The organism is Luteitalea pratensis, from assembly GCF_001618865.1.
Taxonomy (GTDB): Bacteria; Acidobacteriota; Vicinamibacteria; order Vicinamibacterales; family Vicinamibacteraceae; genus Luteitalea; species Luteitalea pratensis.
In genome coordinates, this window is the sequence record NZ_CP015136.1 from 1,965,657 (window position 1) to 1,989,457 (window position 23,801).

Here is a 23,801-nt window from a genome sequence, read left to right on the forward strand (position 1 = left end):
CGAGCTGAGGACAGCTCACTGAGGGAGCGCCGCCAGGCACCGCCGGACTCCCTCCGCGTACGGCGTCTTCGGTAGTGCGCCGAGCAGGCCCTGCAAGGCGCTGTCGTCCATCAACACGGGATCGGTCAGGAGATAGTGCATCTCCACCATCTCGCGCATCAGCGGGTTGAACAGACCGATGAGCCGGAGCATCGTCTTTCCGGCGACGCGCACGCGCAGCCGATGTCCGATCTGCTGCTCGATTTCCTCGATGAGCGCACGCTGCGTCGTCACACCGGCCCCCGCGAGGTGCCAGACGCGTCCGTACGCGTTCGGTGTATCCGTCAGGCGCGCCACCACGGGCCCCACGTCCGGCACGAACACGAACTCGTGGGACTTGTCGAGAGGACCAATCATGTTCGCGACTCCGCCATTCACGGCGGCGATGAACGCGGCATGCAGGAAGCTCTTGTCCACGCCAGGCCCGTAGAAGTCAGGCAGGCGCAGCACGGTCGCCTGGATCCTCCCCTCGGCATGCGCGGCGAGCAGCAGATCCTCCTGCGCCTTGCGCATGCGCCCCTTGAAGGTGTGCGGCTCGCGGGGATGTTCCTCACGAACCGGCGTCGTTCGCGGGCGCCCGTACGGATAGACGGTGCCGATGAGCACGAGGCGCTTCACGCCCGCAGCGATGGCGCCGTCGAGCGTCTGCTTCATCAGCCGCGGATGCAGGTCGAATTGCCAGTAGTTCACGCCAACGAGATAGACGATCACGTCGACGCCGGCCGCAGCCGCCTGGACGGATGCGGGATCGTCGGGGTTCCACGTGACGATCTCGGCCAGCGGATCGGCGCCGAAGGCTGCAGCGAGCGCGTCCCGCGATCGGCCCACCACCCGGTAAGGCGTCCCGTGCGCACTGAACGCCTTCGCGATGCTTTGCCCGATGGCCCCAGCGGCACCGAAGAGGGCAACGCGCACGTGTCTCATCGCTCGCTGTCGAGCATCCGCATCTGGTGTTCGTCGTACCGTGTGCCGGCCACGGCCGATGGCGGCACGGCCTCTTCGAGACGAGCGACGTCTGCTGGCGAGAGCTCGATCTGAAGCGCGTCGAGCGATTCGGTCAGTTGCGATCGCTTTCGCGCGCCGATGAGCGGCACGATGTCGGGACCTTTCGCGAGCACCCAGGCAATAGCCAGCTTCGAGACCGTCACGCCCTTCTCCGACGCCAGTGTCTGCAACGCGTCAATCAGGCGTTGATTGCGCTCGCGATTCTCTCCACGGAAGCGCGGGAGATGCGCGCGAAAGTCCCTGGCCGCACTGGGCTTGGAACCACTCAGCAACCCGCGCGACAGCACACCGTAGGCCGTCACCCCGATGCCCAACTCCGACAGGAGCGGAAAGATCTGCGTCTCGGGCGAGCGGCTCACCAACGAGTACTCAATCTGGAGATCGCTGATGGGATGGACCGCCTGGGCGCGACGAATGGTGTCCGGTCCCACCTCCGACAAGCCGATGGCCCGCACGTACCCGGCCTTGACGAGGTCCGCGATCGCGCCGACGGTGTCCTCGATGGGCACGTTGGGATCGAGCCGGCCCGGACGATAGATGTCGACGTGGTCCAGGCCAAGGCGCGTCAGGCTGTACGCGAGAAAGTTTCTCACCGCGCTCGGCCGCGCATCCATGCCGAGCCAACTGCCGTCTGCCCCGCGCAGCGCCCCGAACTTGACCGAGACCAGCGCCTTGTCGCGACGATCGCGCAACGCTCGCCCGATCAGCAGTTCGTTATGCCCGGCGGCATAGTAGTCGCCGGTATCGAGCAGCGTGACCCCGGCATCGAGCGCCGCGTGAATCGTCGCGATGCTCTCGGCCTCGTCGGCTGGGCCGTAGAAATCGGACATGCCCATGCAGCCCAGGGCCAGCGGAAACACGACGGGACCGCTGGTCCCGAGTTGACGGCGCTGCGGTTGTGGCGAGTCCATGGCTCGAAGGTAGCGCGCCCGTGTGGCTTCGGCAAGACAAACAGCGAGGTATGGCGCTGTGCCGTCACTAGCCGTAGCGGCCTTCGACATAGTCGGCAGTGCGAGTGTCGTGCGGTGTGAGGAACAGCTGCTCTGTCCGCGTGTGCTCGACCACCTCGCCGAGCAACATGAACACGCATTCGTCGCTGACCCGGCGAGCCTGCGACATGTTGTGCGTCACGATCAGGATCGTGAAGCGCTGCTTGAGGACAAACATCAGTTCCTCGACGGCGCGCGTGCCGGCGGTATCGAGCGCCGAGCACGGTTCGTCCATCAGGATCACGCTCGGCTTCAGCGGCAGCAACCGCGCGATGCACAGCTTCTGCTGCTGCTCCAGCTGCAAGCTCGTGGCGCGGGCGTGCAACCGATCCTTCAGGTCGGCCCAGAGTCCCACCTCGCCAAGTGCGGTCTCCACGGCCTCGTCCAGCACCGCGCGGGTGAGTTGCTTCCGATCCGCGTGGACGCGCAAGCCGAAGACTACATTTTCGTACACGGAGATCGGCAGCGGGTTCGGGCGCTGGAACACCATGCCGACGGCCTTGCGCAATGCCACCAGCGAGACCTCTGGGGCGTAGATGTTCTGCCCGAGGACCTCGATCGCGCCCGTCGTACGGACGTAGCCGTAGCGCTCGTTCACCCGGTTGAAGCAGCGCAGCAGCGTCGACTTGCCGCAGCCAGACGGGCCGATCAACGACGTGATCAGCTGCGGACGGATCCGGAGCGACACGTCCCGCAACGCCTGGAAGTCGCCATACCAGAGGTTGAGCGCACGCGTCTCGATACCGAAGGCGGCCGGAGCGCTGCTCATCCGAAGATCCCGCTCACGTAGTCGTACGTGCGCCGGTCGCCAGGCTTGTCAGAGAACACCAGCGCGGTGGTCGCGAGTTCGACGATCTCGCCGTCGAGCAGGAACATCGTCCGGTCGGCGAGGCGTCGCGCCTGCTGGGTGAGATTGGTCACCAGGATGATGGTCATCTCGGCCTTGAGGCGCTTGAGCACGTCCTCGATGCGCATGGTCGTGACCGGGTCGATGGCAATCGAGAACTCGTCAAGACAGAGGATGCTCGGCCTGTGCGACAGCGCCCTGGCGATCGTCAGGCGCTGCTGCTGCCCTCCGGAGAGCTTGGTGCCAAGGCTGTCGAGCCTGTCTTTCACCTCGTCCCACAGCGCCGCCTGCGTCAGGCAGCGCTCCACGAGCTCGTCGAGGTCAGAGCGCGCGGTGAGGCCCGCCGCACGAGGGGCGAACGCGACGTTGTCGTAGATCGAGAGAGGCAGGCCCACAGGAAGGGGTGCCACCATCCCGATCTTGCGGCGGAGCGCGTAGACATCGCGCGTGCGATGGATGTCCTCGCCGTCCACCTCGACGAGGCCTTGCATCCGCGCCCCGGGGGTGAACTCCAGCGTGCGATTCAGGCACCGCAGCATGGAGGTCTTGCCCGACTGCGCCGGACCGATGACGCCGAGGATCTCTCCACGCCGCACGTCGAAGGAGATTCCATGGAGCACCTCCGTGGTCCCGTACCGGATCCGGAGGTCATGCACCCGAATGACCGACGCCGCGCTCATGCCGGTGCCGCCTACCACTTCTTGCGGTTGCGCAGGACCGCGCGGAGGACCACCGCAGTGGAGTTGATGAGGAGCACGGCGCCCACGAGCACCGTCGCCGTGGCGAATTGTAGCGAGTCGGGCGCGCCGTTGATCTGGGTCGCCAGGTTGTAGAGGTGCGTGGCCAGGGCCATCGCGCTTTCGGTGAGTCGGTACGGGAACAAATCGCCCTTGTCGACGACCTTGTACATCACAGCGCCCGTGAAGAGGATCGGCGCCGTTTCCCCTGCCGCTCTCGAGACCTGCAGGATCACGCCCGTCAGGATGCCGCTGATGGCGTTGGGCAGCACCACGCCTCGGATCGTCTGCCAACGCGTGGCGCCGACGTTCCAGCAGGCCTCCCGGAAGGAGCGCGGAACGGCCGCGAGCGACTCGCGGGTGCTTGCGATGATCACGGGGAGCGTCATGACGGCCAGGGTGAGCGAGGCCGCCAGGATCGACTGCCCGAGCCCGGCGGCGAGCACGAAGGCGCCGAGCCCGAAGAGTGCATGGACGATGCTGGGCACGCCGGCGAGGTTGATGACCGCCACGTGAATGAGTCGTGTGAACCACGTGTCGCGCGCGTACTCGTTGAGGTAGACGGCCGCGAGCACGCCAACGGGCGCCGCGATGGCCAGCGAGACGCCGACGAGATAGACCGTCCCTATCAGCGCCGGCCAGATGCCGCCCTTCGTCTGCATGTCGCGTGGTGGTTCCAGCAGGAAGGCGATCGAGAGCGAGGGCCACCCCTTCACCACGAGGTACCCGAGAATCGCGAACAGCGGCAGGACGATGCACAACGTCACCGCGCCCAGCACCACGTTGGCGATACGGTCGTGCCTGAGTCTGCGGAGGACCTCCGGGCCAGCCTCGAACATGGCTTACCTGCGGCGCACGCCGCGCACCACGAGATCGGCGGCGAGGTTGACCAGGAACGTGATGCCGAAGAGGAGCACGCCGATGGCAAAGAGCACGCGGTAATGTTCCGAGTCCTTGCTCACCTCGCCCATCTCCGACGCGATGTTGGCGGTCAGCGTGCGTACGGGATCGAGCAAGCCGCCCGGAATCTGCACCGCGTGCCCTGTGGCCATCAGCACGGCCATCGTCTCACCCACGGCGCGCCCCACGCCGAGCAGCACCGCCGCCAGCAGGCCGTTGCGCGCTCCGGGCAGGAGGACGCGGTAGACCAGTTGCCAGCGCGTCGCGCCCAGCGCGATGCCGGCTTCACGGTACGAGTCGGGCACGGCCTTGAGCGCGTCCTCGCCGATCGAGACGATGATCGGCAGGCTCATGAGCGCGAGCAGGAGTCCGGCGTTGAGCGCGTTCAGGCCCACCGCCGCGTCGAACACCGTGATCAGCAACTGGTTCACGACGGTGAGGCCGAGGAAGCCCCACACCACCGACGGGATGGCGGCGAGGAGTTCGATGACGACCTTCAACGTCTCGCGCACCTTCGGCCCGCAGAACTCTGACAGGTAGATGGCCCCGCCGATGCCGAACGGCACCGCAATGGCCATGGCCAGCGCGGTCACCGCGAGCGTGCCTACGATCATCGCGAGCACGCCGTAGCGAACGTCGGTCACCGAGGTCGGATACCACTCGACGCTGAAGAGGAACTCGCCCAGACTGAAGTTGGGGCTGGCCAGCACGGGGAGCGCTTCGCGGAACACGAAGAAGAAGATTCCCCCCACCAGGATCACGGCGCTGATGCCGCACACCGTGATCAGCGCCTCGATCCCGCGCTCGGCGGCCAGCGAATGCCACGACCGCCGGAACCCGATCGAGCCTGGCGCGCCCTCGGTCACGGGTGGACCTCGCTCGGGCTCGGCGGTGCGGGGACGGGACCGGTTTCCGAAGCGGGGAGCGGCACATAGCCGACGGCCGACACGATACGCTGCCCGGGCGGCGAGTGGATCCAATCGAGGTAGCGTTTCGTCTCGCCCTCGGGCTGGCCGACCGTATACATGTAAAGCGGCCGCGCAATCGGGTAGCTCCTGTCGAGCGTCGCCTGGACGGTCGGCGCCACCGGTGGTCCGCCTTCCCGTGACAACGACAACATCTTCACACCCGGGGTGGCGTAGCCCATGCCGCTGTAGCCGATGGCGCACGGCGTGTGGGCGACCAGTTCCACGACCTCCTTGGACCCGTTGAGTTCCAGCGTGCCGAGCTTGAAGTCGTGCTTGTCGAGGGCCGCCTCGCGGAAGAAGTCGTACGTCCCCGAACTCGACTGGCGGCTGATGCGGATGATCGTGTCGCGCGGGCAGGCGTCATGGCGAACCCCGAAGTCGGACCACCGCGAGATGCGCCCACCCTCGGCGAACAGGTCCCGCAACTGTTCGAGGGTCATCGACTGCACGGGATTCTTCGCATGGACGTAGACGACCAATGCGTCGTAGCCGGTGACGTGCTCGACCGGGTCGGCGCCGCGCGCGGTCCGCGTCGCTTCCTGCTCGGCCGGCTTCATCGGCCGACTGCTGTTGGCGATCTGTACCGTGCCGTCGATCAAGGCCGCAATGCCCACTCCCGACCCGCCGCCGGCGACCTCGACCGACACGCCTGGTGCGACCTTCGCGTACTCCTCGGCCCAGGCCTGCGCCACGTTGATCATGGTGTCGGAACCGCGATTGAGCAGCACCGTCCGTTCCGAGGCCGTGCTGCGTTGGCAGGACGCAGTGCCGAGCGCAGCCAGCGCGAGCGCGCCAGCAGCCTGCAGACGACGGGCCAGGAGGGACGCCATGTGCGCTAGTCCTGGCGAACGATGGCCTCGACCAGGTCCTGCAGGTGGTTGCGGATGACGGCAAACGCGTCCTCGTACGCCTGGCGGGTCTCGGCCAGCGTGCCGGGCAGATCGGACGGGTCCTCGACGTGCCAGTCGAAGACCACGGTCGGCGTCCGGCGAACGCGCAGCCACGTATAGACGTCAGTGTCGAAGGACACCACCACGTGGTAGACCTCGAGGTTCGGGATCTGGTCCAGCGACTTGGGGCGGTGGTGATCGATGATGTCCAGCCCCTTCTCCGCCAGGAACTCCGCCAGTCGCGGGTCGATCGGGCTGGGCTCGAGCCCCGCGCTGCTGAAGATGAGGCGGGGGTGCGCCACGGTGGTGGCGATGGCCTCCGCCATCTGGCTGCGACAGTGGTTGTGCTCATCCACGAACAGGATGCGGAACGCCTCGGGCGCCTTGTGCTTCGCGAAGTCGCCCGTACACATGTAGAGCGTTTCGGCGCACATGTTGCGGATTTCGTCGGCGACCCGCTCGATGCGGCGACTGACCGTGGAAAGCAGCGCATACGCCTCGAGCCCGAACTCGCCCGCGGCTTGCCTGCGCATCAGGTCCTTGTCGATTCGCTGACGCATCTTGTTGACCGTCCGCTCGGCCGCCATCGTGTTGCGGGCAAGTTCGGCGTCAGCCTCGAGGAACGCCCGGACGCCGTCCTTCAGCATCGCGAGTGCAGCTTCTCCCATCTCGGCAAAAGGCTCGGCGTGAATGTCGGGATGAACCTCGTGCAGCTTCAGGACCCGGCGAGCGACGCCCTCGGCGTGGTCACCGATGCGCTCCAGTTCCGTGCTGATCTTCAGGGCGGCGAACGCGAAGCGCAGGTGCCCGGCAGCCGGCTGCTGCCGCACGAGGAACTCCAGCGCGAGACGATCCAGTTGCTGCTCGAGGTCGTCGATCCGCTCGTCACGCAGGATCACCAGGTAGGCGGACTGCTGCTTGCCGTTCACGAGTGCATCGAGCGCGCCGCGTACGGCCCGCTCGCACTGACCTGCCATTTCCTTGACCGCCTGGCGGATCAGGTTCATGTCGTGCTGCAGGCTCGCTTCGAGCTGGCTGCCCATCGTCATCGCTTTCGGATTGGAGTACGCCGATGTAACAACCGTATGACGAGGCGTGTTGGTAACCCAGCTCGATCGAGCGACGCGAACGATGTGCCGAGCGGGGCGCACCGCGTGCTCGTTGATACTCTAACCGCAGTTCGCGTGACGTGCCGATGCCGAACATGTCGAACACATCGACGACTCTTGTCGAGCTTCTGGCTGCCGTCGTCGCCGACGAAGCCGAGGCGGTGCGGCTCGTACGAGCGATGCCCGAGATCGCTGCGGCGCGCGTCGGCGACGAGCGCCTGGTGGAGGAAGTGCCGCATCAGTTGTACCTCGGAGATACGGCACTCCATCTCGCGGCGGCCGCAATCCTGCCGCTCGCGGCCCCGGTCAACAGTTGACGTGACGGATCGTTCTACACGGCGAACGTCGGACTCACCGCTGCTCCTTCTTGCGTCACTTCTTGCTCGGGGCCGATGGCTGCGACGCGTCCTCCTTCTGGACCGAAGGCGTGGCCGCATCGTTCAGGCCACCTTCGGCGAGGTTGGTCAGGCGCCTGTTGGCAGCCGTCTCTTCGTCCAGGTTCGGTTGCAGCGGGCCGACCGCCTCGGTATGCCCCATAGCCTGAGCCCACGCAACCAGACAGTTGGCGCTCAGCGTCGTAGCTATCGCGCAGCTCGTGAACGAACGCATCGTGCAGCGTGCCTGTGTTGGCCATGGCTCTCCCCCGGATCACCGACTGGTCGATGCTGGGCGGCGGCGAGGGACGCCAGCGCGAACGAGCCAATCGCCGCAACAGCGGGGGAGGAAGACCGTTCGCCTCATCTCGCTCCATCGGGCGAGGCTCGCTCAGCGGCCGCTCTTCACTTCGGTCCAGAGCCGATCGTAGAGCACCGTCGTGTCGCCCAGGTCTTCGAGCAGTTCGAGGCGCTGCAGCACTTCCTTCGGCGGGAACACCGCCGTGTGCTTCCGGACTGCTTCGGGCAGCAGCGGCCACGCGGCCTGGTTCGGGCTCGAGTACTTCATCGTCCGGCAGATCTCCGCGGCGATCTCGGGTTCCATCGTGAAGTCGATGAAGGCGTGGGCCAGCTCCCGATTGCGCGCATCTGACGGGATGGCGAGGTTGTCGATGAACAACGTCGAGCCTTCCTTCGGAATCACGTAGACCAGGTTCGGGTTCTCGTCCATCGCCTTGGCGAACTGGCCGTTCCAGCCCTGCGCCAGCCAGACGTCACCCGAGAGCAGCACGTCCTCGAAATTCGTCGAGTTGTAGGCGCGGACGAGGGCTTTCTGCCGGAGCAGGTCATCGCGCGCGGCCTCGAGCAGGCGCGGGTCAGTGCTGTTGTGGCTGCGACCTCGCAGCTTGAGTGCGGCCCCGAATGCTTCACGCGCGTCGTCGAGCATCAGCACGCGGCCGGCATACCGCGGGTCCCAGAGCGCGGACCATGAGTCCACCGGGGCGGCAACCTTGGTGCGGTCGTACGCGATTCCGGTCGTGCCCCAGAAGTAGGGCACAGAGTACCGGTTGCCGTGATCGTACGAACGGTCGAGGAAGCCGGGATCGAGGTTGCGCATGTTCGGCAGCGCAGAGTGGTCAAGAGGTTGCAGGAGGTGCTGCGCGATGAGCACCTGTACCGAATAGTCCGATGGGACGATGATGTCGTAGCCGGCGTTGCCCGCCTGCAGCTTCGCCAGCAATGCCTCGTTGGAGTCGTAGAGGTCCACCTGCACCTTGACGCCGTGTCTGGCCTCGAACTTCGCGATCGTTTCAGGAGCGATGTAGTTCGACCAGATGTACAGGTTGAGGACCTTCTGGGACCCAGCCGTGCCCGGACCGGCCAATACGAACGGCGAGCCAAGCAACGCGAGGCCGAAGAGGGCGGGGAGTGCGGCTGTTCGCGCCGATCGCCCCTGCTCGAACAGGAACGCGGCAAACAGGAGCAGCGCCGTCGCGGCCAGCAGCACCGTGGACACGGCATTGATCTCGGGAGAGATGCCGCTCTTCACCATCGAGTAGATCTGCAGTGGCAGCGTCGTCGCGCCCACGCCGGCCACGAACGAGGTGACGACGTAATCGTCGATCGACAGCGCGAAGACGAGGAGCGCGGCAGCCATCACCGCCGGCAGGATGGCTGGCAGCGTCACCTTGAAGAAGGTGGTCACCGGGCCGGCGCCGAGATCCATGGCCGCCTCTTCGAGGCTGTGGTCGAAGCCCGCGATTCGTGCCTTGACCACGACGAAGGCATACGACAGCGTGAAGGCGACGTGCGAGAGAATGATCGTGAGAAACCCGAGGCGCAGGCCAGCCGACGCAAAGAGCAGCAGCATCGAGGTGGCGAGCACGATCTCCGGCGCCACCGTCGGGATGGTGATGAGGCCTTCGAGCAGTCCGCGCTGTCGGAACCGGTGGCGATGAAAGGCGAGCGCCCCCGCGGTGGCCGCCACAGAGGCGATCACCGTCGTCGCAAACGCCACGATCAGGCTGTTGCGGAGCGACGAGAGAATGGCCGGATTGCTCGCCGCTTTCGCATACCAGTCCAGCGTGAACCCTCCCCACGACGCCGACAACCGGCTGCGATTGAACGAGAGCGCCACGAGCACGATGATCGGCGCGTAGAGAAACAGATAGGTGACGAGTGACAGCGCCGTGAGGAGCATGCTCGCCAACAACGAGCGCCGGCCTGCTGCTGTCATCGTCACACGCTCTGGGCCGACTGCAGCGATCGGCGCAACAGGAGCAGGAGGAGTCCAACCACCAGGGACAGCACGAAGGAGAGGGCGGCACCGAAGGGCATATCCCGCGCCACGACGAACTGGCTCTGAATCAGGTTGCCGATGTAGGCCGTTCGTCCGCCACCCAGCAGGTCGGGCGCGAGGTATGCCCCGAGCGATGGGATGAAGACGAGTACGCACCCGGCGACGATCCCGGGCATGGTCTGTGGCACGACGACGCGCCGGAACGATTCCCGGAAACCGGCGCCCAGATCTGCCGCCGCTTCGAGGAGCCCGGGATCGAGCTTCTCCAGCGACAGGTAGAGCGGAATCATCATGAACGGGAGTTCGCCGTACACCTGTCCCAGCAGGACCGCGAAGTCGTTGTACAGCAACTCCACTTGTGGCAGGCCGATGGCGACGAGGCCGGCATTGACGACGCCATCCGACCGCAGCAGGACGATCCACGCGTACATGCGCACCAGGAAGCTGGTCCAGAACGGGAGGATCACGAGCACGAGCAGCGCATTGCGCCACTTCGGCGCGACCCGCCGCGCGAGCCACCAGGCCACCGGGTAGCCGATCAGCAGGCAGAGTACGGTGGTGGCCGTGGCCAGCACGAGACTTCGCCCGAGCACCATCAGATAGAGGGGCTCGAACGCGCGCGCGTAGTTACCAGCCGAGACATCCTGTACGACGGTGCCATACGCGGACCGCCGCCCCAGTGAGACCACAAACATCAGGAGCTGAGGCAGGTAGAAGAGCGCGACGAGCATGACGAGCGCCGGCAGCAGAAGCAGCCAGCCCTGACGCGCGCTGGCCTTCATCGCCGCGCCTCGGTGTCATCCAGACGGAGAACCTCGTCGGGTGAAAACGACACCTGCACCGCGTCGCCACGCCTGCGGCCGCGAGCGAGCACATTGCCTTCGCCGACGCTGAGCACCTCGTCGCCCACGCGAACCCGCCAGTCGGTCCAGTCGCCGAGGAAGACCTCGTCGTCGATGATGCCCTTGAACGCGTTGGCCTCGCGGTCCACCAGGCTGATCTTCTCCGGGCGCAGACCCACCCACACTGCCGTCCCGTCGCGGTAGCCCCCGTCGTCGCGCGCCAGCAGGTCGAGCCCGCCCTTCGTGCGAAGGACCACGACCCCGTCCTGGCGACCCTGGACCGTCGCCTGCAGGAGATTGGCGACGCCCAGGAACTCCGCCGCAAAACGGGTCCGCGGTTTCTCGTACAGCTCCTCCGGGCCGTCGACCTGCTCGATGCGGCCTGCGTTCATCACCACGATTCTGTCCGACATCACGAGGGCCTCGTCCTGATCGTGGGTGACGAAGACGAACGTGATCCTGAGCCGTTCCTGCAGGTTCTTGAGCTCGAGCTGCATCTGCTGGCGCAACTTCAGATCGAGCGCGGCCATCGGCTCGTCCAGCAGCAGCACGTCGGGCTCGAGCACCAGGGCGCGCGCGAGCGCCACCCTCTGCTTCTGACCGCCCGAGATCTCGTGGACCGATCGGCCGCCGAGGTCCTTCATCTGCACCAGTTCGAGCGCGCTCGCGACGCGACTCTCGATCTCGTGCTCGTCGCGCTTCTTGATCTCGAGGCCGAACGCGACGTTGCCGAACACAGTCCGATGCGGGAACAGCGCGTACTGCTGGAAGACCGTATTGACCGGGCGCTTGTGAGCCGGCAGCCCAGTCGCGTCGTGTCCCGAAATCGTGATCGTGCCAGCGTCGGGCTGCTCGAAGCCGGCCACCAGACGGAGCAGGGTGGTCTTGCCGCAGCCTGATGGGCCCAGCAGCGTGACGAACTCTCCTGGCCGCACGTCCAGTGAGACGTCGAGCACGGCGCGCACCTGGCCGTAACTCTTTGTCACGCCGCGGATCTGAAGTTCGCCCTTCATCAGATTCGTTCCCTCGAGTGGCCCGCCAGGAATGTGGGCACGAATGATACGCCATGAAGGTAAACGCGAGTGACGGCGGGGTGCTCGCCAGGCTGCCCGCTGGAGCAGTGCCGACGCTACCCCGGGATTACGCGACTACTGACGATGCGCGCGCAGCAAGGCTCGGAGCGACGCCTGAAGGTCGGCCGGCAGCGCGGTCGCGGTTGCCTCGCGCAGGATGCGCGGGGTTTCACGGTAGGACGCGATGAAGGCGACGCACCGCGGACAGCCGGCCACGTGTGCGTCGACGGCTGATCGCAGGTCCGCCGACAGCGCGCCCTCCAGATAGTCCACCAGCAGCTCGACGCCAGACGCGCAGGCGATCTCTTTCATGGCTTCACCCCAACGAGGTCGCTCAAGTACCCACGCAGCATCAAGCGCGCGCGGTGGACCAACTGCCGGACCGTGGCGGGTTCGACACCCAGCGCGAGCGCTACATCTGCGGTGGACATTTCTTCCAGGTCGCGAAGCACGAACGCGTCCCGATACACGTCGGGCAACCGCGCGATGACCTCGTGCGCCTTTTCTGCGAGAACTTGCCGGTCCAGGAGTTCGTCGGCGCGGGACGCGACGTGCAGTTCGGCTGGCGTGGCCAGGTGGACGCCTTGGGCGTCGAAGCGCGGCAGGAACGCCTCGAGGGACTCTGTGGGCCGCCGTGTGCGGGCGCGACGAAGCATCAGCGCCGCGTTGGTCGCGATGCGGTACAGCCCCTTCTGGACAAGTACTTCCTCGGTCGGTGCACTGGCTGTGAAAGTGCAGCCACGCACGACGTCACCGCAGGCGATGCGTTTCGGCGTCGGGGTCTCGTGTGCAGGCATCCTACGCTCCTCGCCCCGGAGCCGTCCGGGTCTGGCCTTGGGATGCCTGCGCGTCCGCTTTGTGACAGCGGGCCGGCCAGCGTGTCCTCGTCACAGCAGCACGGTCCCCGGCATCATATCTACGGGCGTGGCAGCGATTGTGCCGCGATCGCACAACCACGGCTCCGCTGACGAGCAATCATGCCCCCGATTCGTCTGACACTTGCTTGCGAGCTCGCTCCCGTGCGGGGCTATGCCGGCGAGGGCGCTTGCGATAGTCGAGATCCGCAAGGCCTGCCGCTGGCGTACGCCCACGACTCCGAGTGGAGAACCGCCGAGGTCTCGTCGTGACACTCCATGTCGCGGGCGTGTGGCGCTATCCGGTGAAGACGCTGGCCGGGGAGCGCGTATCGACCGCAGTGATCGGGCCGGACGGCATTCACGCTGACCGTCTCGTGCAGGTGCGGGGCCCCGAGGGCGTGCGCACGGCGCGGCGACACTATCGGCTCCTGGGGTTGCGGGGTACCCTGGGTCCGGATGATCGCCCGCGCATCAGCGGCCATCGGTGGGACAGCCCCGATGCCCTGGCGCTGGTAAAGGCCGCCGGCGGCGACGATGCGTGGCTCGAGGAAGCTCACCGCACCGAGCGCTTCGGGTATTGAGTCATCGATACTTTGGTGGCAGACCAAGCATGGCCGCGATCCGTGCACGCGCTCGGGGCGGCGCTGCTACACCTGGCGCTCGAACGCGCGTGGGTCAGCCGCGATCTCGACAGCCGGACGCTGACGCTGACGAGCCGTGGTCGCCGCGACCTCCGCGTGCGAGTCGGTCTGGATCTGCCTCCGTCGTAAGAGCGTCGTGGTGCACCCGGTGGGCAGTGCTCGTCGCGCGTCACCCGGGCCCGGGCATGGCGCCGAGCTGGACGAGCAGGCCAAGGATGTCGGCGCTCGACCAGCGCTCGATCACCGTGTCGCTCTCGAAGCGGAGGATGGTGATGCCTGGCAGCGCGATCGTGCGCCTGGTCGGCGGCACGCCCATGAAGTCGCCCACGTGCGTCCCGGTCATCGTGAACCTGACCGTGATCGACTGGCCCGATTCCAGTACTTCGTCGAAGACGAGTTGCGGCGAGCCGAAGGCGGCGAAGGTGCTCCGGTAGAAGGCCTCGACTTCGGCCTTGCCCATCGGCTCGGGCGTGTACCCGTGCAGGCGTATGCCTTCCCCGTACAGCGCGAGGTAGCCCGGCAGGTCACCGGCGTTCCATCGCTCGCGGGCGCGCTCGATTGCGTCTGTCCGCTTACTCATGTGCGATCTCCTGTCGAGGGTACGCTCGCCCCGGGACGGTCATGCCGACGCCATTGCCGAGAAGGCTGTCCGGAATGTGGCAACAAACGTCGGACAGCCTCGCGGGCACCCTACGCAGCAGGCTGCGATAATCCAAGCTCTTGGACTCGCTTTGTCAAATCCTGATGATCCAGCTGGAACACGATCCGTCCAAGCCTCGGGGAGTGTGTCGGTCAATGAGCGCTCGGGAACAAGTGCTGGCAGTCAGACGTGCAATCAAGGCCGGAGACCGCTCTTCTCGGCCGCAACCGCGGGCTGGGCGCCCGAACAGTCTGTCAAGATCCTTCTCGAACACGGGGCCGACCCGCACATCAGGAACGACGACGGGCGGACCGCTTTCGAAGAAGTCCTGATGCATCCGACGGCCCGCTGCGAGCGCGTTGCGAAATTGCTCCAGGGCAATCCGGCCAGGGCGTCACGGTGACGCCGGCGGGCACCGCAACGCGGCATCATCGGGTATCTGCGACCTGCCGGGCGGCGCCGGGCGAGATGCCGACGACGCGCTTGAACGCGCGGCTGAACGCGGCCTCGGACTGATAGCCCATTCTTCCCGCAAGATCCGCAAGCGGCGCGTCATCCTCCTTGAGGCGCTCGAGCGCGACGTGCATGCGCCAGCGGGTGACGTACTGCATCGCGGGCTCACCCACGAGCTCCGTGAAGCGCGCCGCAAACGCTGACCGCGACATCGCCGCTTCGCTGGCCAGTGCCGCCACTGTCCACGCGCGCACCGGATCGCGGTGAACCAACGCGAGCGCGCGGCCGATCTGACGGTCGCGCAGCGCCCCCAGCCAGCCCGTCTGCGCTGCCGGATCCTTCTCGATCCACGCGCGGATCGTCTGGATGACGAGGATGTCGGCAAGCCGCGTCACGACCGTCTCGCCGCCTGGCCGCAGTTCCCTGGCTTCAGCAGCCATCAACCGCAGCGTGCTCTGGATCCACTCGAACTGCGGCGATCGCCACTCCTCGACACGGATGACCGGGGGCAGGAGCGGAAGAAGCTGGCGCGCGGCCGGGTGGTCGAAGCGCACGACCGCGCAGATCAGGTTCGTGGCGGCACCGCCTCCACCATGACGCAGCAGCTCGTATCGGTCGCTGACCTCCACGCGCGGCAGCGCGAAGAGGTCCGTGACCGGCGCGCCAGGGTCACTGACCAGCCGATGTCCTTGACCATGTGGCACGAGCGCAAGGTCACCCGACTGGAGCAGGTGAGCGCCGGTACCCGGCAGCTCGATCCAGCATCGGCCCGTGGTCACGACGTGGAACATCATGCTGTCGCGCAACGCCGGGATCGCCAGGCCCCATGGCGCCGTGAGATCTGAGCGGGCATAGAAGGTGCCGCTCATCCGGAGGAAATGCAGCGCTTCACCCAGAGGGTCGGTGGTCAACCACGGGTGCGTCATCGCGCGTTCCGCAAGATCCAGCGCGGGCATGTTCAAAAGCTCCCCGCCGATACTCCGGCGCCAGGGCGTGGACGATCGAGCATGAAATGGCGACTCGAAGGCATTGTAGCGCCTGGAACAAGGGTGCACAGTGGACCTCGAGGCAACGCGAAAGAGGAGGCACACATGATTACCGTGATGGGCGCCACCGGGCATACCGGCAGGAAAGTGACCGAGATTCTGCTCCACGCTGGCGAGCGCGTGCGCGCGCTCGGACGATCGGAGGCCAGGCTTGCCGAGCTCGAGCGTGCGGGCGCGGAAGTGTTGGCGGGCGATGCCCTGGACGCCGCGTATCTGACCAGGGCGTTTCGCGGCGCTGACGCAGTGTTCACGCTGCTGCCCCCCGATCTCCAGGCAGCCGACTACCGCGCGGCGCAGGATCGCGTCAGCACCGCGATCACGACGGCAATTCGCGACAGCGGGGTCCGTTGGGTCGTGGTCCTCAGCAGTCTCGGCGCCGAACTCGCCGACGGCACCGGGCCCATCGTCACACTGCACGACTACGAGCAGCGCCTGAAGCAGCTCGAGAACGTCAACGTGCTCGTGCTCAGGCCGGGATATTTCTTCGAGAACTTCGAAGAGTCACTGGACCTCATCAGGCAGCACGGGATCAACGCCAACGCGGTGGATGCGGACGTGACGATGCCGATGATCGCGACGCGTGACATCGCGAACGTGGCGGCCGCCGCGTTGCGCACCCGCGACTGGCAGGGCATCGTCGTGCGGGAGCTGCTTGGCCAGCGCGATCTCACGTTCGCCGAGGTGACGCGCATCCTCGGCACGCGGCTGGGCAAGCCGGACTTGCCGTATGTCCGGATGACGTACGAAGACCTGACAGCCACCCTGGTACAGACGGGTCTCTCGGCCGATGTCGCGCATACGTATGCGCAACTGCTCCGTGCGCTCAACGAAGGCCTCGTGAAATCGCTCGACGGACGAACGGCGGCCAACACGACGCCGACGCGTTTCGAGGAGTTCGCCGAGGAATTGGCCGAGGAGTTCGCGAGGGCATAGGCTCGTCGGTGCCGCACTATCATCTGGATGTGCCGCGAGGATATGTCACCGCGTTCTACCTCTTCGACGTCAGCGATGCGATCGACCTGCAGGGAGTGGGCGCCGCCGTGGCCCGACCGCCGCGACGCGGCTGGTGACGAGGCCCGCGACGCCGTCCTACCTGCAATCTCAGCAGCCGCCGCTTGCGCTCGATGGGAGTGTCATCGGCAGGCGTCGTGGACGGGTGCCACGTCCGCTTCAAGGCGTTCGACTATCTGGAATTCGTGACCTAGGAAGACTTCTCCTTGTGCCCCTGCATCATGTTGAGCAGTTCCATGGGCAGCGGGAAGATGATGGTCGAGTTCTTCTCCGCGGCGATTTCGGTGAGGGTCTGCAAGTAGCGCAGCGTGATCGCCACCGGCTCGGCGGCGATGATTCCCGCGGCCTGCGCCAGCTCCTCGGAGGCCTGCAGCTCACCGGTGGCGTGGATGATCTTGGCGCGCTTCTCGCGCTCGGCCTCGGCCTGCCTGGCCATCGCACGCTGCATGTTCTCCGGCAGGTCGACGTGTTTCACCTCCACGGCCGAAACTTTCACGCCCCAGGGGTCCGTGCGCTGATCCAGGATCTGCTGCAGCTCCTGGTTCAGATGGTCGCGCCGCGACAGCAGGTCGTCCAGGTCGACCTGGCCGAGCACGCTGCGCAGGGTCGTCTGGGCAAGCTGGGACGTGGCGTAATTGAAGTTCTCCACTTCCACCACGGCCCGCGCCGGGTCCATCACCCGGAAGTAGACAACGGCGTTGACCTTCACCGAGACGTTGTCGCGCGTGATCACATCCTGGGGCGGCACGTCGAGCACGACGGTACGCAACCCGACGCGCACCATCCGGTCGATGGGGACAAACACCAGCACCACCCCCGGGCCCTTGGCCTGCGGCAGCAGCTTTCCCAACCGGAAGACGACGCCACGTTCGTACTCGGTGAGGATCTTGATCGAGTTGACGAGATAGAGCGCGACGAGCAGGAGCAGCAGAAGCAGCGGGGACAACAACATGTGAGCGCCTCAGTCCTTGCAAACGTGGAGGTGCAATCCATCGACCTGTGTGATACGAACACGACTGCCCGGCGCAATCGCCTCGGTCGCGGTGGCCTGCCAGATCTCGCCGTGGGTGGAGACGCGCCCGCCTCCGGCATCGACGGCCGTCAACGCGTGCCCTGACGACCCCACCATCGCGGAGGCTCCGGTCGTCGGAGGTCGGCGCTGGGCGGCCAGCGCCAGGCGGGTCAGCATCGCCGCAATGGCCGTGAAGGCCAGCACGACCGGTAGTACCAGTCGCAGGCTCAGCTGCAGCTCGGGCAGCGGCGAGTCCATGAGAATCATCGAGCCGAAGATCAGACTGAGAACCCCGCCGACGGTGAGGAGGCCGAAGCTCGTGACCTTGATCTCGAGGACCAGCAGCAACAGCCCGAAGAGCAGCAGCAGGACGCCGGCGACGTTGACGGGCAGCATCGAGAACGCGAAGAACGCCAGCAGCAGGCACAGCCCGCCGACGACGCCAGGCAGCACCGCCCCCGGGTTCCACAATTCGATCGTGAGGCCGAGCGTGCCAAGGCTCAGAAGCAGATACGCGACGTCCGGATTGGCGACCGCGCTCAGCACGCGCTGACGCAGGCTCATCTCGATGGCCACGACGCGGGCGTTGGCCGTGTGGAGGACAACGGTCGCGCCATCGAAGCGCGTGATGGTCCGGCCATCGAGTTGTCGGAGCAGATCCGGAAGGTCGGCGGCCACGAGGTCGATCAGTGGCGGTGTCGCCGCGCGCGCCTCTTCCTCGGTGAAGGCGCGACTCCTGCTGACGGCTTCGGCAGCCAGGGTCACGTTCCGGTGACGGCGTCCGGCCAGCGTCCGTGCGTAGGCCGCCAGGTCCTCCGTCATCTTGGCGGCCATGGTTTCGTCGCTCTTCTGGCCGCCGCCGTCCACGGGATGCGCGGCCCCGATGTGGGTGCCAGGCGCCATCGCGGCGACGTCGGCCGCGATCGTGAGGATGAACCCGGCAGACGCCGCCCGGGCACCCGACGGTGCCACGAAGATCGCGACCGGTGTCCTGGCTGCGACCATGTGCGTGACGATGGCCCGCGTCGACTCGACGAGCCCGCCCGGCGTGCGGAGCGTGAGCACGACCAGCGCGGCGCCCGCGAGGTCCGCCCGATCGAGCGTGCTCGTGACGTATTCGGCCGACACGGGCTGGATGAGGCTGTCGACGACCGCGGAGTAGACGAGGGGCTGTTCCGCACGCGCGAAGGTGCGGATCGACGTCGCACACGAGAGCGCGAGTCCGAGGACCAGCGCGACACGCAGGGTGCATCTCCCCGCACGGCAGGAGTTCATCGGCGGGCCACCACGGCCCATGCCGAGTCTACTCTCCAGACGTCACGCCCGCACGCGCCCGACGGCCACCGGCGTCGGGCCGCAGGTGCGCTCATGCCATTACGGCCAGCGCCATCGCGCCCCTGAAGGCCCTCAGCAGCGCGATCAACCACACCGACTTCAATGCCTGTGTTCGAGGAACCCACGCAGCTTGTCGGGGTTGCGCACCACGTAGATCGCCTGAATGCGACCGTCGACAATGTCGAACGAATAAGTACCGTCGCCGGCGATCGGATGGCGCATGAGCAGGCCTGGCGCGCCGTTGATCGTGACGAGCTGGAAGTCCGGCTCCGACCAGTGCACCTTGCCGGCATAGCCGAGCACGAACTTCGCGATGCGATCCGCGCCGAGCACGGGTCGCGTTGCCGCTGCCGCCTTGCCGCCGCCATCAGAGACGAGCGTCGCGTCGGTGTGCAGCGCCGACATCAGTTCCTCGACGTCGCCGGTGACGCAGGCATGCCGGAAGCGCCGCACGATCGCTTCCGATTCATCACGCGACACGGCAAAGCGCGGACGCGACTCGCGCAGCCGCCCGCGCGCGCGAGCGAGGATCTGCCGTGTGTTCGCCTCGCTCTTGCCGACGCTCCTTGCGATCTCGTCGAAGTCGAGATCGAACACCTCGCGCAGCAGGAAGACCGCACGCTCGGTCGGTGCCAGCTGCTCCAGCATGACCAGGAACGCCGTCGTCAGCGACGACGCCAGCTCGACGGCGTCCTGGTTCGGTTCTGCCAACGGTTCAGGCAGCCATGGACCTGGATACTCCATGCGAGTCCGCTCGGCGCTGCGCAGGTGGTCGATGCACAGCCGCGTGACGATGGTGGTGAGATACGCGCGAGGGGAACGGACCTCAGCGTGCTCATCCTGGCGCGCGCGGAGCCACGCATCCTGGATGACGTCCTCGGCTTCACTGGCGCTGCCAAGCATCCTGTACGCAATCGAGAACAGCAGGGGTCGATGCGCCTCGAAGGTTGCCTCGTCGCCGTCAATCACTGCCATGGCTCACGTCACCTTGCCACATTCCATCTTCATAGACGAGTGGCCGTGGCCGTTTGTGACAGGGCGTGTGTCCTGGCCACGTGTCACGGAAACGTTCCTGATTCGTCTTGATTGATGGAGGCGAAAGACATCATGAAAACTCGAATCGATCTCATGCACGTGACACCAGGCATCATCCAGGCCATGCTCGGCCTCGAACGGCAGGTTCGGCGGGCCCGCTTCGATCACAAACTGATCGACCTCGTCCGGATGCGCGCGTCGCAAATCAACGGCTGCGCCTACTGTCTGGACATGCACAGCAAGGATGCGCGTGCGAACGGCGAGACCGAGCAGCGGCTCTACGGTCTCCACGCGTGGCGCGAGACGCCGTATTACTCAGCCCGCGAACGCGCCGCGCTCGAGTGGACCGAAGAGCTCACGCTCGTCGCCGAAACGGGTGTTCCCGACGACGTGTACGAGCGCGTACGGGAGCAGTTCTCGGAGGACGAGTTGGCGCACTTGAGCCTGGCGATCGTGGCGATCAACGGCTGGAACCGGCTCAACATCGCGGCGCGCACGGTGCCCGGCGATTACGTCGCCGGCAGCCTCGCGAATTTGGATCCGGTCGCCGTCGAGCGGTGAGTGTGCCGAGGTCGCGGATGGCTGCCCCGGGCCGCTTTGAAGGCCGACCCTGAAGGCGGTCGGCTACAATGGCTCGACCTTAAGGAGTGTGGTTGCCAGCGATCTGGCCCTCGCCACAGGTTCATCCGTCATGAGAGTCGGCATCTTCGGGGCTGGTATCGCGGGCTTGGCTGTGGCCTGGTTTCTCCGGGACGACGCCGACGTGTGTGTGCACGAGGCAAGCGTCGGCGTCGGCGGCCTTGCCAGGAGCTTCAAGTGGCACGGATTCGACTGCGACCTCGCGCCGCATCGATTTCTCACGCACGATGAGGAGCTTCTGCGACAAGTGCTGGCACTCGTGCCAATGCGGAGGCTCGAGCGCAGGAGCGGCATTCGCTTGCGAGGTCACTGGATTCGCGATCCGGTCAACATCTTCGAGGTGCTGTACAGGTTCGCGCCATTGGAATCGGCACGAATCGTCTGGCACTACGTCGTTCGCCGCAGGCAGCGTGAGGACAGTTTCGAAGCGCTGGTCCTCAACAATTACGGAAAGGGCTTGCACGACCTGTTCTTCAAGCCCTATTCCGAGAAGCTGTTCGGAATTCCAGCCAACGAGATCTCGCCCAGCTGGGGCCGTCGCAAGATCCGGGTCTCGGGATTGCGCGATCTCGTGCGTCGCGACCCACGCCTGTACTTCGAGCACTTCTACTATCCGGTCGAGAATGGCTATGGAGCCATTGCCGAACGGTTGTATGCAGACGTCCGCACCCGCGTGCACCTGCACTCGCGCCTGGTCGGGCTTGCGCCGCTGAGCTCGGGCGGCTACGAGTGCCGATTCGAGACACCGACAGGGGTGGTCAGCGATCGCTTCGACGTGGTCGTGTCGACGCTGCCGATGCCCGAACTCGGCGCGCTGTTGGGATTTCACATTCCGTTGCGCTTCAGGCCGATGACGCTCCTCTATCTGCTGGTGGGAGTCGACAGCGTCAGCGACCGTCATTGGACCTATTTCGCCGACCGCGACGTGATCGTCAACCGGGTGGCAGAATTCAGGCACTTCAACGCCAACCCTCCACGCGGGAAGACCGTGATCTGCTGCGAGGTCACTGATGCGCAACAGTTCTCGGTCGAGCGGGTCATCGACGAGCTGACTGGTGCAGACTTCCTGCCGGCAGGCGTGCCCATTCTCGATACGAAGATCATCCGCCTCGAGCGCGCCTACCCGATCTATGACCGGTCGTACGACGAGCAGATCGACCTGGCGCGGCAGGCGTTTGCTGCCCACCCGGGTATCTTCCACATTGGCCGGCAAGCACAGTTCGTGCACAAGGACGTCGACGAAATCCTCGAGGAAGCCAAGGCACTTGCCTCGGTGATGCGGCCAGGTAGTGGCCGCTGGCCGCATGTCGCTCCCTAGCCGACTCAGTCGGCGCCGACTCGTGGACGCATCAGCGGGTGGGGGCGCGAGGGCGAACCTGGCAGCCACGCGGAACGAGGGCCTCGTGGTCCTCCTGATCGTCACGTTGCTCGTGGTTGGCCGCAGCCTCGTCTTCGTGATCTTCGAGCACGCGCAGTTCGACGCCGATCAAGCCATCACGGGGCTGATGGCGAAGCACATTGCCGAGTTGCGCGCGTTTCCGTTCTACGCCTACGCGAGCGATTACGTACTGGTCGTGGAAGCCTGGCTGGCGGCGCCGTTCCTCGCCCTGTTCGGCACATCGGTCGCGGCGCTGCGACTACCCCTCGTCTTGCTCAACCTGGTGACTGGCGTCCTGCTCGTCACAATCCTCGGACGTGAGCTGTACCTTCGACCCGTCGTTGCGCTGATTCCAGCATTGTTCTTCGTCGCCGCACCGCCGGTCCTTGCGGCCGAACTCCTGACGGCGACGGGCGGCAACGTCGAGCCGTTCGTCTACGTCTTGCTGCTCTGGCTCACACGCGAGCGGCCAGTCGCCTTTGGCATCATCTTCCTCGTCGGCTTCATGAACCGTGAGTTCACCGCATACGCGGCGAGCGCACTGCTCCTGGTCGAAGCCCTGCAAGGTCGGCTGTGGCAGATCGACAACCTCCGGCAGAAGGCAGTGGTGCTCGGAGTGGTCGCGGTGGGATGGCTGCTCACTGGGCCATTGCGAACGGGCGCCGACGCAATGGGACCTGGCACCGCCGGGATGTCCAACCCGAGCGCCTCGAATGTCTCGGTGGCCGTCGGCTTCTTGTGCCCGAGCCTCGACCTCTCACGCATGGGCGCCAATCTCACGTCGTTGGTGACGACCCAGATGGGGACGCTCCTCGGGGTGGCTCCGTTCCGGCTGAGGGACGTCAACATCAACAGCCCGACGAGACAGGGGGGATGGGGTCTGTGGCCCGTGTTCTGCCTGGTCATCGCGGGAGCCGCATGTCGTCTCGCGTGGTTGGCCTGGAGGCCGCGACGCCAGGATGCCCAGTCAGAGCCGTCGCGCCCGGCGCCATGGTTTGCGCTCTACCTGGCGCTGATCGGGCTGCAGTCCGGGGTGGTGTGGGCGGTCAGCCGCTGTGGACCGCTGAATTCGATGACGCTCCGGTACGGGTTGCTCGCGGTACTGCTGCCCGTCGCCATCGTCGCGCTCCATCTGGCGCTGGAGCGTAGCGTCACGTGGCGCCGCCTGATGATGCTCTTCGTCATCTGTTGGACGGCGATCTCGTGTCGTGCGCACGGCGACCTGCTGGCGCACTATCTATCGCACTCACAACCGGATGATTACCGTCGGCTCTCCGATGAGCTCGTTGCTCGCGGCATCCGCTACGTGCAAGCGGACTACTGGACCGCCTACATGATCGACTTCCTGACGGACGAACGTGTCATTGCAACCGCTACGGACTACGTCCGCGTCCGGGAGTACGACATTGCCGTCGCTGGCCACGCGAACGAGGCGGTGCTTCTGTCTCGCCGGCCGTGCCCTGGCGGCGAGCCAATTGGGCATCGCTACATCTGCAAGTAGATGCTGGCCCGGCGTTCATTCATGCCCAGGCAAATCGGGGCGTCCAGGGACACCACGAAACGGAATGTGGGCCGGGTGGCAGCGGCAAACGTGGCCGAATGTGATTGACGTATCTCCGCGCGTGACCGGGCACTGACGACCTGGGACGGGTGCGAAGTCGGCGTCCCGCTCGAGCGGGCGC

The 23,801-nt window shown here is 66.1% G+C and carries 28 protein-coding genes; 9 read left to right on the forward strand and 19 right to left on the reverse strand.

The genetic code is table 11. From position 1 onward, the window contains the following. Positions 1-15: 15 nt before the first annotated feature. The 8 genes from LuPra_RS08045 to phoU form a co-directional block, all read right to left on the reverse strand. Positions 16-954 (reverse strand): SDR family oxidoreductase, encoded by a 939-nt coding sequence (locus LuPra_RS08045; protein WP_234800783.1) that lies wholly within the window; start codon positions 952-954, stop codon positions 16-18. A 5-nt stretch (positions 955-959) separates the two neighbouring features. Beyond that, positions 960-1,955 (reverse strand): aldo/keto reductase, encoded by a 996-nt coding sequence (locus LuPra_RS08050; RefSeq protein ID WP_110170274.1) that lies wholly within the window; start codon positions 1,953-1,955, stop codon positions 960-962. A 67-nt stretch (positions 1,956-2,022) separates the two neighbouring features. Next, a complete protein-coding gene (locus tag LuPra_RS08055; RefSeq protein ID WP_110170275.1) occupies positions 2,023-2,802 on the reverse strand; it encodes a phosphate ABC transporter ATP-binding protein in 780 nt (259 codons plus the stop codon). Continuing rightward, positions 2,799-3,560: a phosphate ABC transporter ATP-binding protein gene (locus tag LuPra_RS08060; RefSeq protein ID WP_110170276.1), complete on the reverse strand. Its 762-nt coding sequence runs from the start codon at positions 3,558-3,560 to the stop codon at positions 2,799-2,801. Before LuPra_RS08060 ends, LuPra_RS08055 begins: the two co-directional genes overlap by 4 nt. 11 nt (positions 3,561-3,571) lie before the next feature. Then, positions 3,572-4,456 carry a phosphate ABC transporter permease PstA gene (gene pstA / locus LuPra_RS08065; protein WP_110170277.1) on the reverse strand — a complete coding sequence of 295 codons (885 nt, stop codon included), beginning with the start codon at positions 4,454-4,456 and terminating at the stop codon, positions 3,572-3,574. A gap of 3 nt (positions 4,457-4,459) precedes the next feature. Next, on the reverse strand, positions 4,460-5,383 hold the full coding sequence (gene pstC, locus LuPra_RS08070; RefSeq protein ID WP_234800784.1) for a phosphate ABC transporter permease subunit PstC: 924 nt from the start codon (positions 5,381-5,383) through the stop codon (positions 4,460-4,462). Further along, entirely contained in the window at positions 5,380-6,315 is a 936-nt protein-coding gene (locus LuPra_RS08075; protein WP_110170278.1) for a phosphate ABC transporter substrate-binding protein, read from the reverse strand. Before LuPra_RS08075 ends, pstC begins: the two co-directional genes overlap by 4 nt. Positions 6,316-6,320: 5 nt before the next feature. After that, positions 6,321-7,418: a phosphate signaling complex protein PhoU gene (gene phoU / locus LuPra_RS08080; protein WP_234800785.1), complete on the reverse strand. Its 1,098-nt coding sequence runs from the start codon at positions 7,416-7,418 to the stop codon at positions 6,321-6,323. A gap of 161 nt (positions 7,419-7,579) precedes the next feature. Here phoU and LuPra_RS08085 point away from each other — a divergent pair, with 161 nt between their 5' ends. Then, positions 7,580-7,801 (forward strand): hypothetical protein, encoded by a 222-nt coding sequence (locus LuPra_RS08085; RefSeq protein ID WP_157898883.1) that lies wholly within the window; start codon positions 7,580-7,582, stop codon positions 7,799-7,801. 55 nt (positions 7,802-7,856) lie between these two features. Here LuPra_RS08085 and LuPra_RS08090 read toward each other — a convergent pair whose 3' ends face one another. The 6 genes from LuPra_RS08090 to LuPra_RS08115 form a co-directional block, all read right to left on the reverse strand. Continuing rightward, positions 7,857-8,093, reverse strand: a complete 237-nt coding sequence (locus LuPra_RS08090) for a DUF892 family protein (RefSeq protein ID WP_110170281.1) — start codon at positions 8,091-8,093, stop codon at positions 7,857-7,859. A 156-nt stretch (positions 8,094-8,249) separates the two neighbouring features. Then, positions 8,250-10,094: an extracellular solute-binding protein gene (locus LuPra_RS08095; RefSeq protein ID WP_110170282.1), complete on the reverse strand. Its 1,845-nt coding sequence runs from the start codon at positions 10,092-10,094 to the stop codon at positions 8,250-8,252. Positions 10,095-10,096: 2 nt separating this feature from the next. Continuing rightward, positions 10,097-10,939 (reverse strand): ABC transporter permease, encoded by an 843-nt coding sequence (locus LuPra_RS08100; protein ID WP_110170283.1) that lies wholly within the window; start codon positions 10,937-10,939, stop codon positions 10,097-10,099. Continuing rightward, complete coding sequence (locus LuPra_RS08105) at positions 10,936-12,012, reverse strand: ABC transporter ATP-binding protein (RefSeq protein ID WP_110170284.1); 1,077 nt, start codon at positions 12,010-12,012, stop codon at positions 10,936-10,938. The genes LuPra_RS08100 and LuPra_RS08105 overlap by 4 nt, the downstream gene beginning before the upstream one ends. 135 nt (positions 12,013-12,147) lie before the next feature. After that, positions 12,148-12,384, reverse strand: a complete 237-nt coding sequence (locus LuPra_RS08110; RefSeq protein WP_110170285.1) for an anti-sigma factor family protein — start codon at positions 12,382-12,384, stop codon at positions 12,148-12,150. Further along, positions 12,381-12,869: a sigma-70 family RNA polymerase sigma factor gene (locus LuPra_RS08115; RefSeq protein ID WP_110170286.1), complete on the reverse strand. Its 489-nt coding sequence runs from the start codon at positions 12,867-12,869 to the stop codon at positions 12,381-12,383. Before LuPra_RS08115 ends, LuPra_RS08110 begins: the two co-directional genes overlap by 4 nt. Positions 12,870-13,195: 326 nt before the next feature. On the opposite strand from LuPra_RS08115, the gene LuPra_RS08120 reads away from it, so the two are divergent. Next, entirely contained in the window at positions 13,196-13,510 is a 315-nt protein-coding gene (locus tag LuPra_RS08120) for an MOSC N-terminal beta barrel domain-containing protein (RefSeq protein WP_110174583.1), read from the forward strand. Between the two features lie 15 nt (positions 13,511-13,525). Continuing rightward, positions 13,526-13,699 (forward strand): hypothetical protein, encoded by a 174-nt coding sequence (locus LuPra_RS31685; RefSeq protein WP_157898884.1) that lies wholly within the window; start codon positions 13,526-13,528, stop codon positions 13,697-13,699. 40 nt (positions 13,700-13,739) lie between these two features. Here LuPra_RS31685 and LuPra_RS08125 read toward each other — a convergent pair whose 3' ends face one another. Continuing rightward, positions 13,740-14,150, reverse strand: a complete 411-nt coding sequence (locus tag LuPra_RS08125) for an ester cyclase (RefSeq protein WP_110170287.1) — start codon at positions 14,148-14,150, stop codon at positions 13,740-13,742. On the opposite strand from LuPra_RS08125, the gene LuPra_RS34310 reads away from it, so the two are divergent. After that, positions 14,149-14,613: an ankyrin repeat domain-containing protein gene (locus LuPra_RS34310; protein WP_110170288.1), complete on the forward strand. Its 465-nt coding sequence runs from the start codon at positions 14,149-14,151 to the stop codon at positions 14,611-14,613. The two genes, LuPra_RS08125 and LuPra_RS34310, sit on opposite strands and share 2 nt — an antisense overlap. 25 nt (positions 14,614-14,638) lie before the next feature. Here LuPra_RS34310 and LuPra_RS08135 read toward each other — a convergent pair whose 3' ends face one another. Continuing rightward, positions 14,639-15,619 (reverse strand): AraC family transcriptional regulator, encoded by a 981-nt coding sequence (locus LuPra_RS08135; protein ID WP_234800787.1) that lies wholly within the window; start codon positions 15,617-15,619, stop codon positions 14,639-14,641. Between the two features lie 135 nt (positions 15,620-15,754). Between LuPra_RS08135 and LuPra_RS08140 the strand changes: the two genes are divergently transcribed. Next, positions 15,755-16,642 (forward strand): NmrA family NAD(P)-binding protein, encoded by an 888-nt coding sequence (locus LuPra_RS08140; protein ID WP_110170289.1) that lies wholly within the window; start codon positions 15,755-15,757, stop codon positions 16,640-16,642. Between the two features lie 8 nt (positions 16,643-16,650). Then, positions 16,651-16,779, forward strand: a complete 129-nt coding sequence (locus LuPra_RS33880) for a hypothetical protein (RefSeq protein ID WP_257724497.1) — start codon at positions 16,651-16,653, stop codon at positions 16,777-16,779. A gap of 131 nt (positions 16,780-16,910) precedes the next feature. Here LuPra_RS33880 and LuPra_RS08145 read toward each other — a convergent pair whose 3' ends face one another. The 3 genes from LuPra_RS08145 to LuPra_RS08155 form a co-directional block, all read right to left on the reverse strand. Next, positions 16,911-17,672 carry a slipin family protein gene (locus tag LuPra_RS08145; protein ID WP_162271328.1) on the reverse strand — a complete coding sequence of 254 codons (762 nt, stop codon included), beginning with the start codon at positions 17,670-17,672 and terminating at the stop codon, positions 16,911-16,913. Positions 17,673-17,681: 9 nt separating this feature from the next. Continuing rightward, positions 17,682-19,007 carry an NfeD family protein gene (locus tag LuPra_RS08150; RefSeq protein ID WP_162271329.1) on the reverse strand — a complete coding sequence of 442 codons (1,326 nt, stop codon included), beginning with the start codon at positions 19,005-19,007 and terminating at the stop codon, positions 17,682-17,684. A gap of 159 nt (positions 19,008-19,166) precedes the next feature. Beyond that, positions 19,167-20,042, reverse strand: coding sequence for an RNA polymerase sigma-70 factor (locus LuPra_RS08155; RefSeq protein WP_110170291.1), 876 nt, complete (start codon positions 20,040-20,042; stop codon positions 19,167-19,169). Between the two features lie 132 nt (positions 20,043-20,174). Here LuPra_RS08155 and LuPra_RS08160 point away from each other — a divergent pair, with 132 nt between their 5' ends. The 3 genes from LuPra_RS08160 (at position 20,175) to LuPra_RS08170 (ending at position 23,620) form a co-directional block, all read left to right on the forward strand. Continuing rightward, positions 20,175-20,663, forward strand: coding sequence for a carboxymuconolactone decarboxylase family protein (locus LuPra_RS08160; RefSeq protein ID WP_110174586.1), 489 nt, complete (start codon positions 20,175-20,177; stop codon positions 20,661-20,663). 130 nt (positions 20,664-20,793) lie between these two features. Next, positions 20,794-22,059: a protoporphyrinogen/coproporphyrinogen oxidase gene (locus LuPra_RS08165; protein ID WP_157898886.1), complete on the forward strand. Its 1,266-nt coding sequence runs from the start codon at positions 20,794-20,796 to the stop codon at positions 22,057-22,059. Positions 22,060-22,144: 85 nt separating this feature from the next. Then, positions 22,145-23,620: a hypothetical protein gene (locus tag LuPra_RS08170; protein ID WP_110170293.1), complete on the forward strand. Its 1,476-nt coding sequence runs from the start codon at positions 22,145-22,147 to the stop codon at positions 23,618-23,620. Positions 23,621-23,801 lie beyond the last annotated feature (181 nt).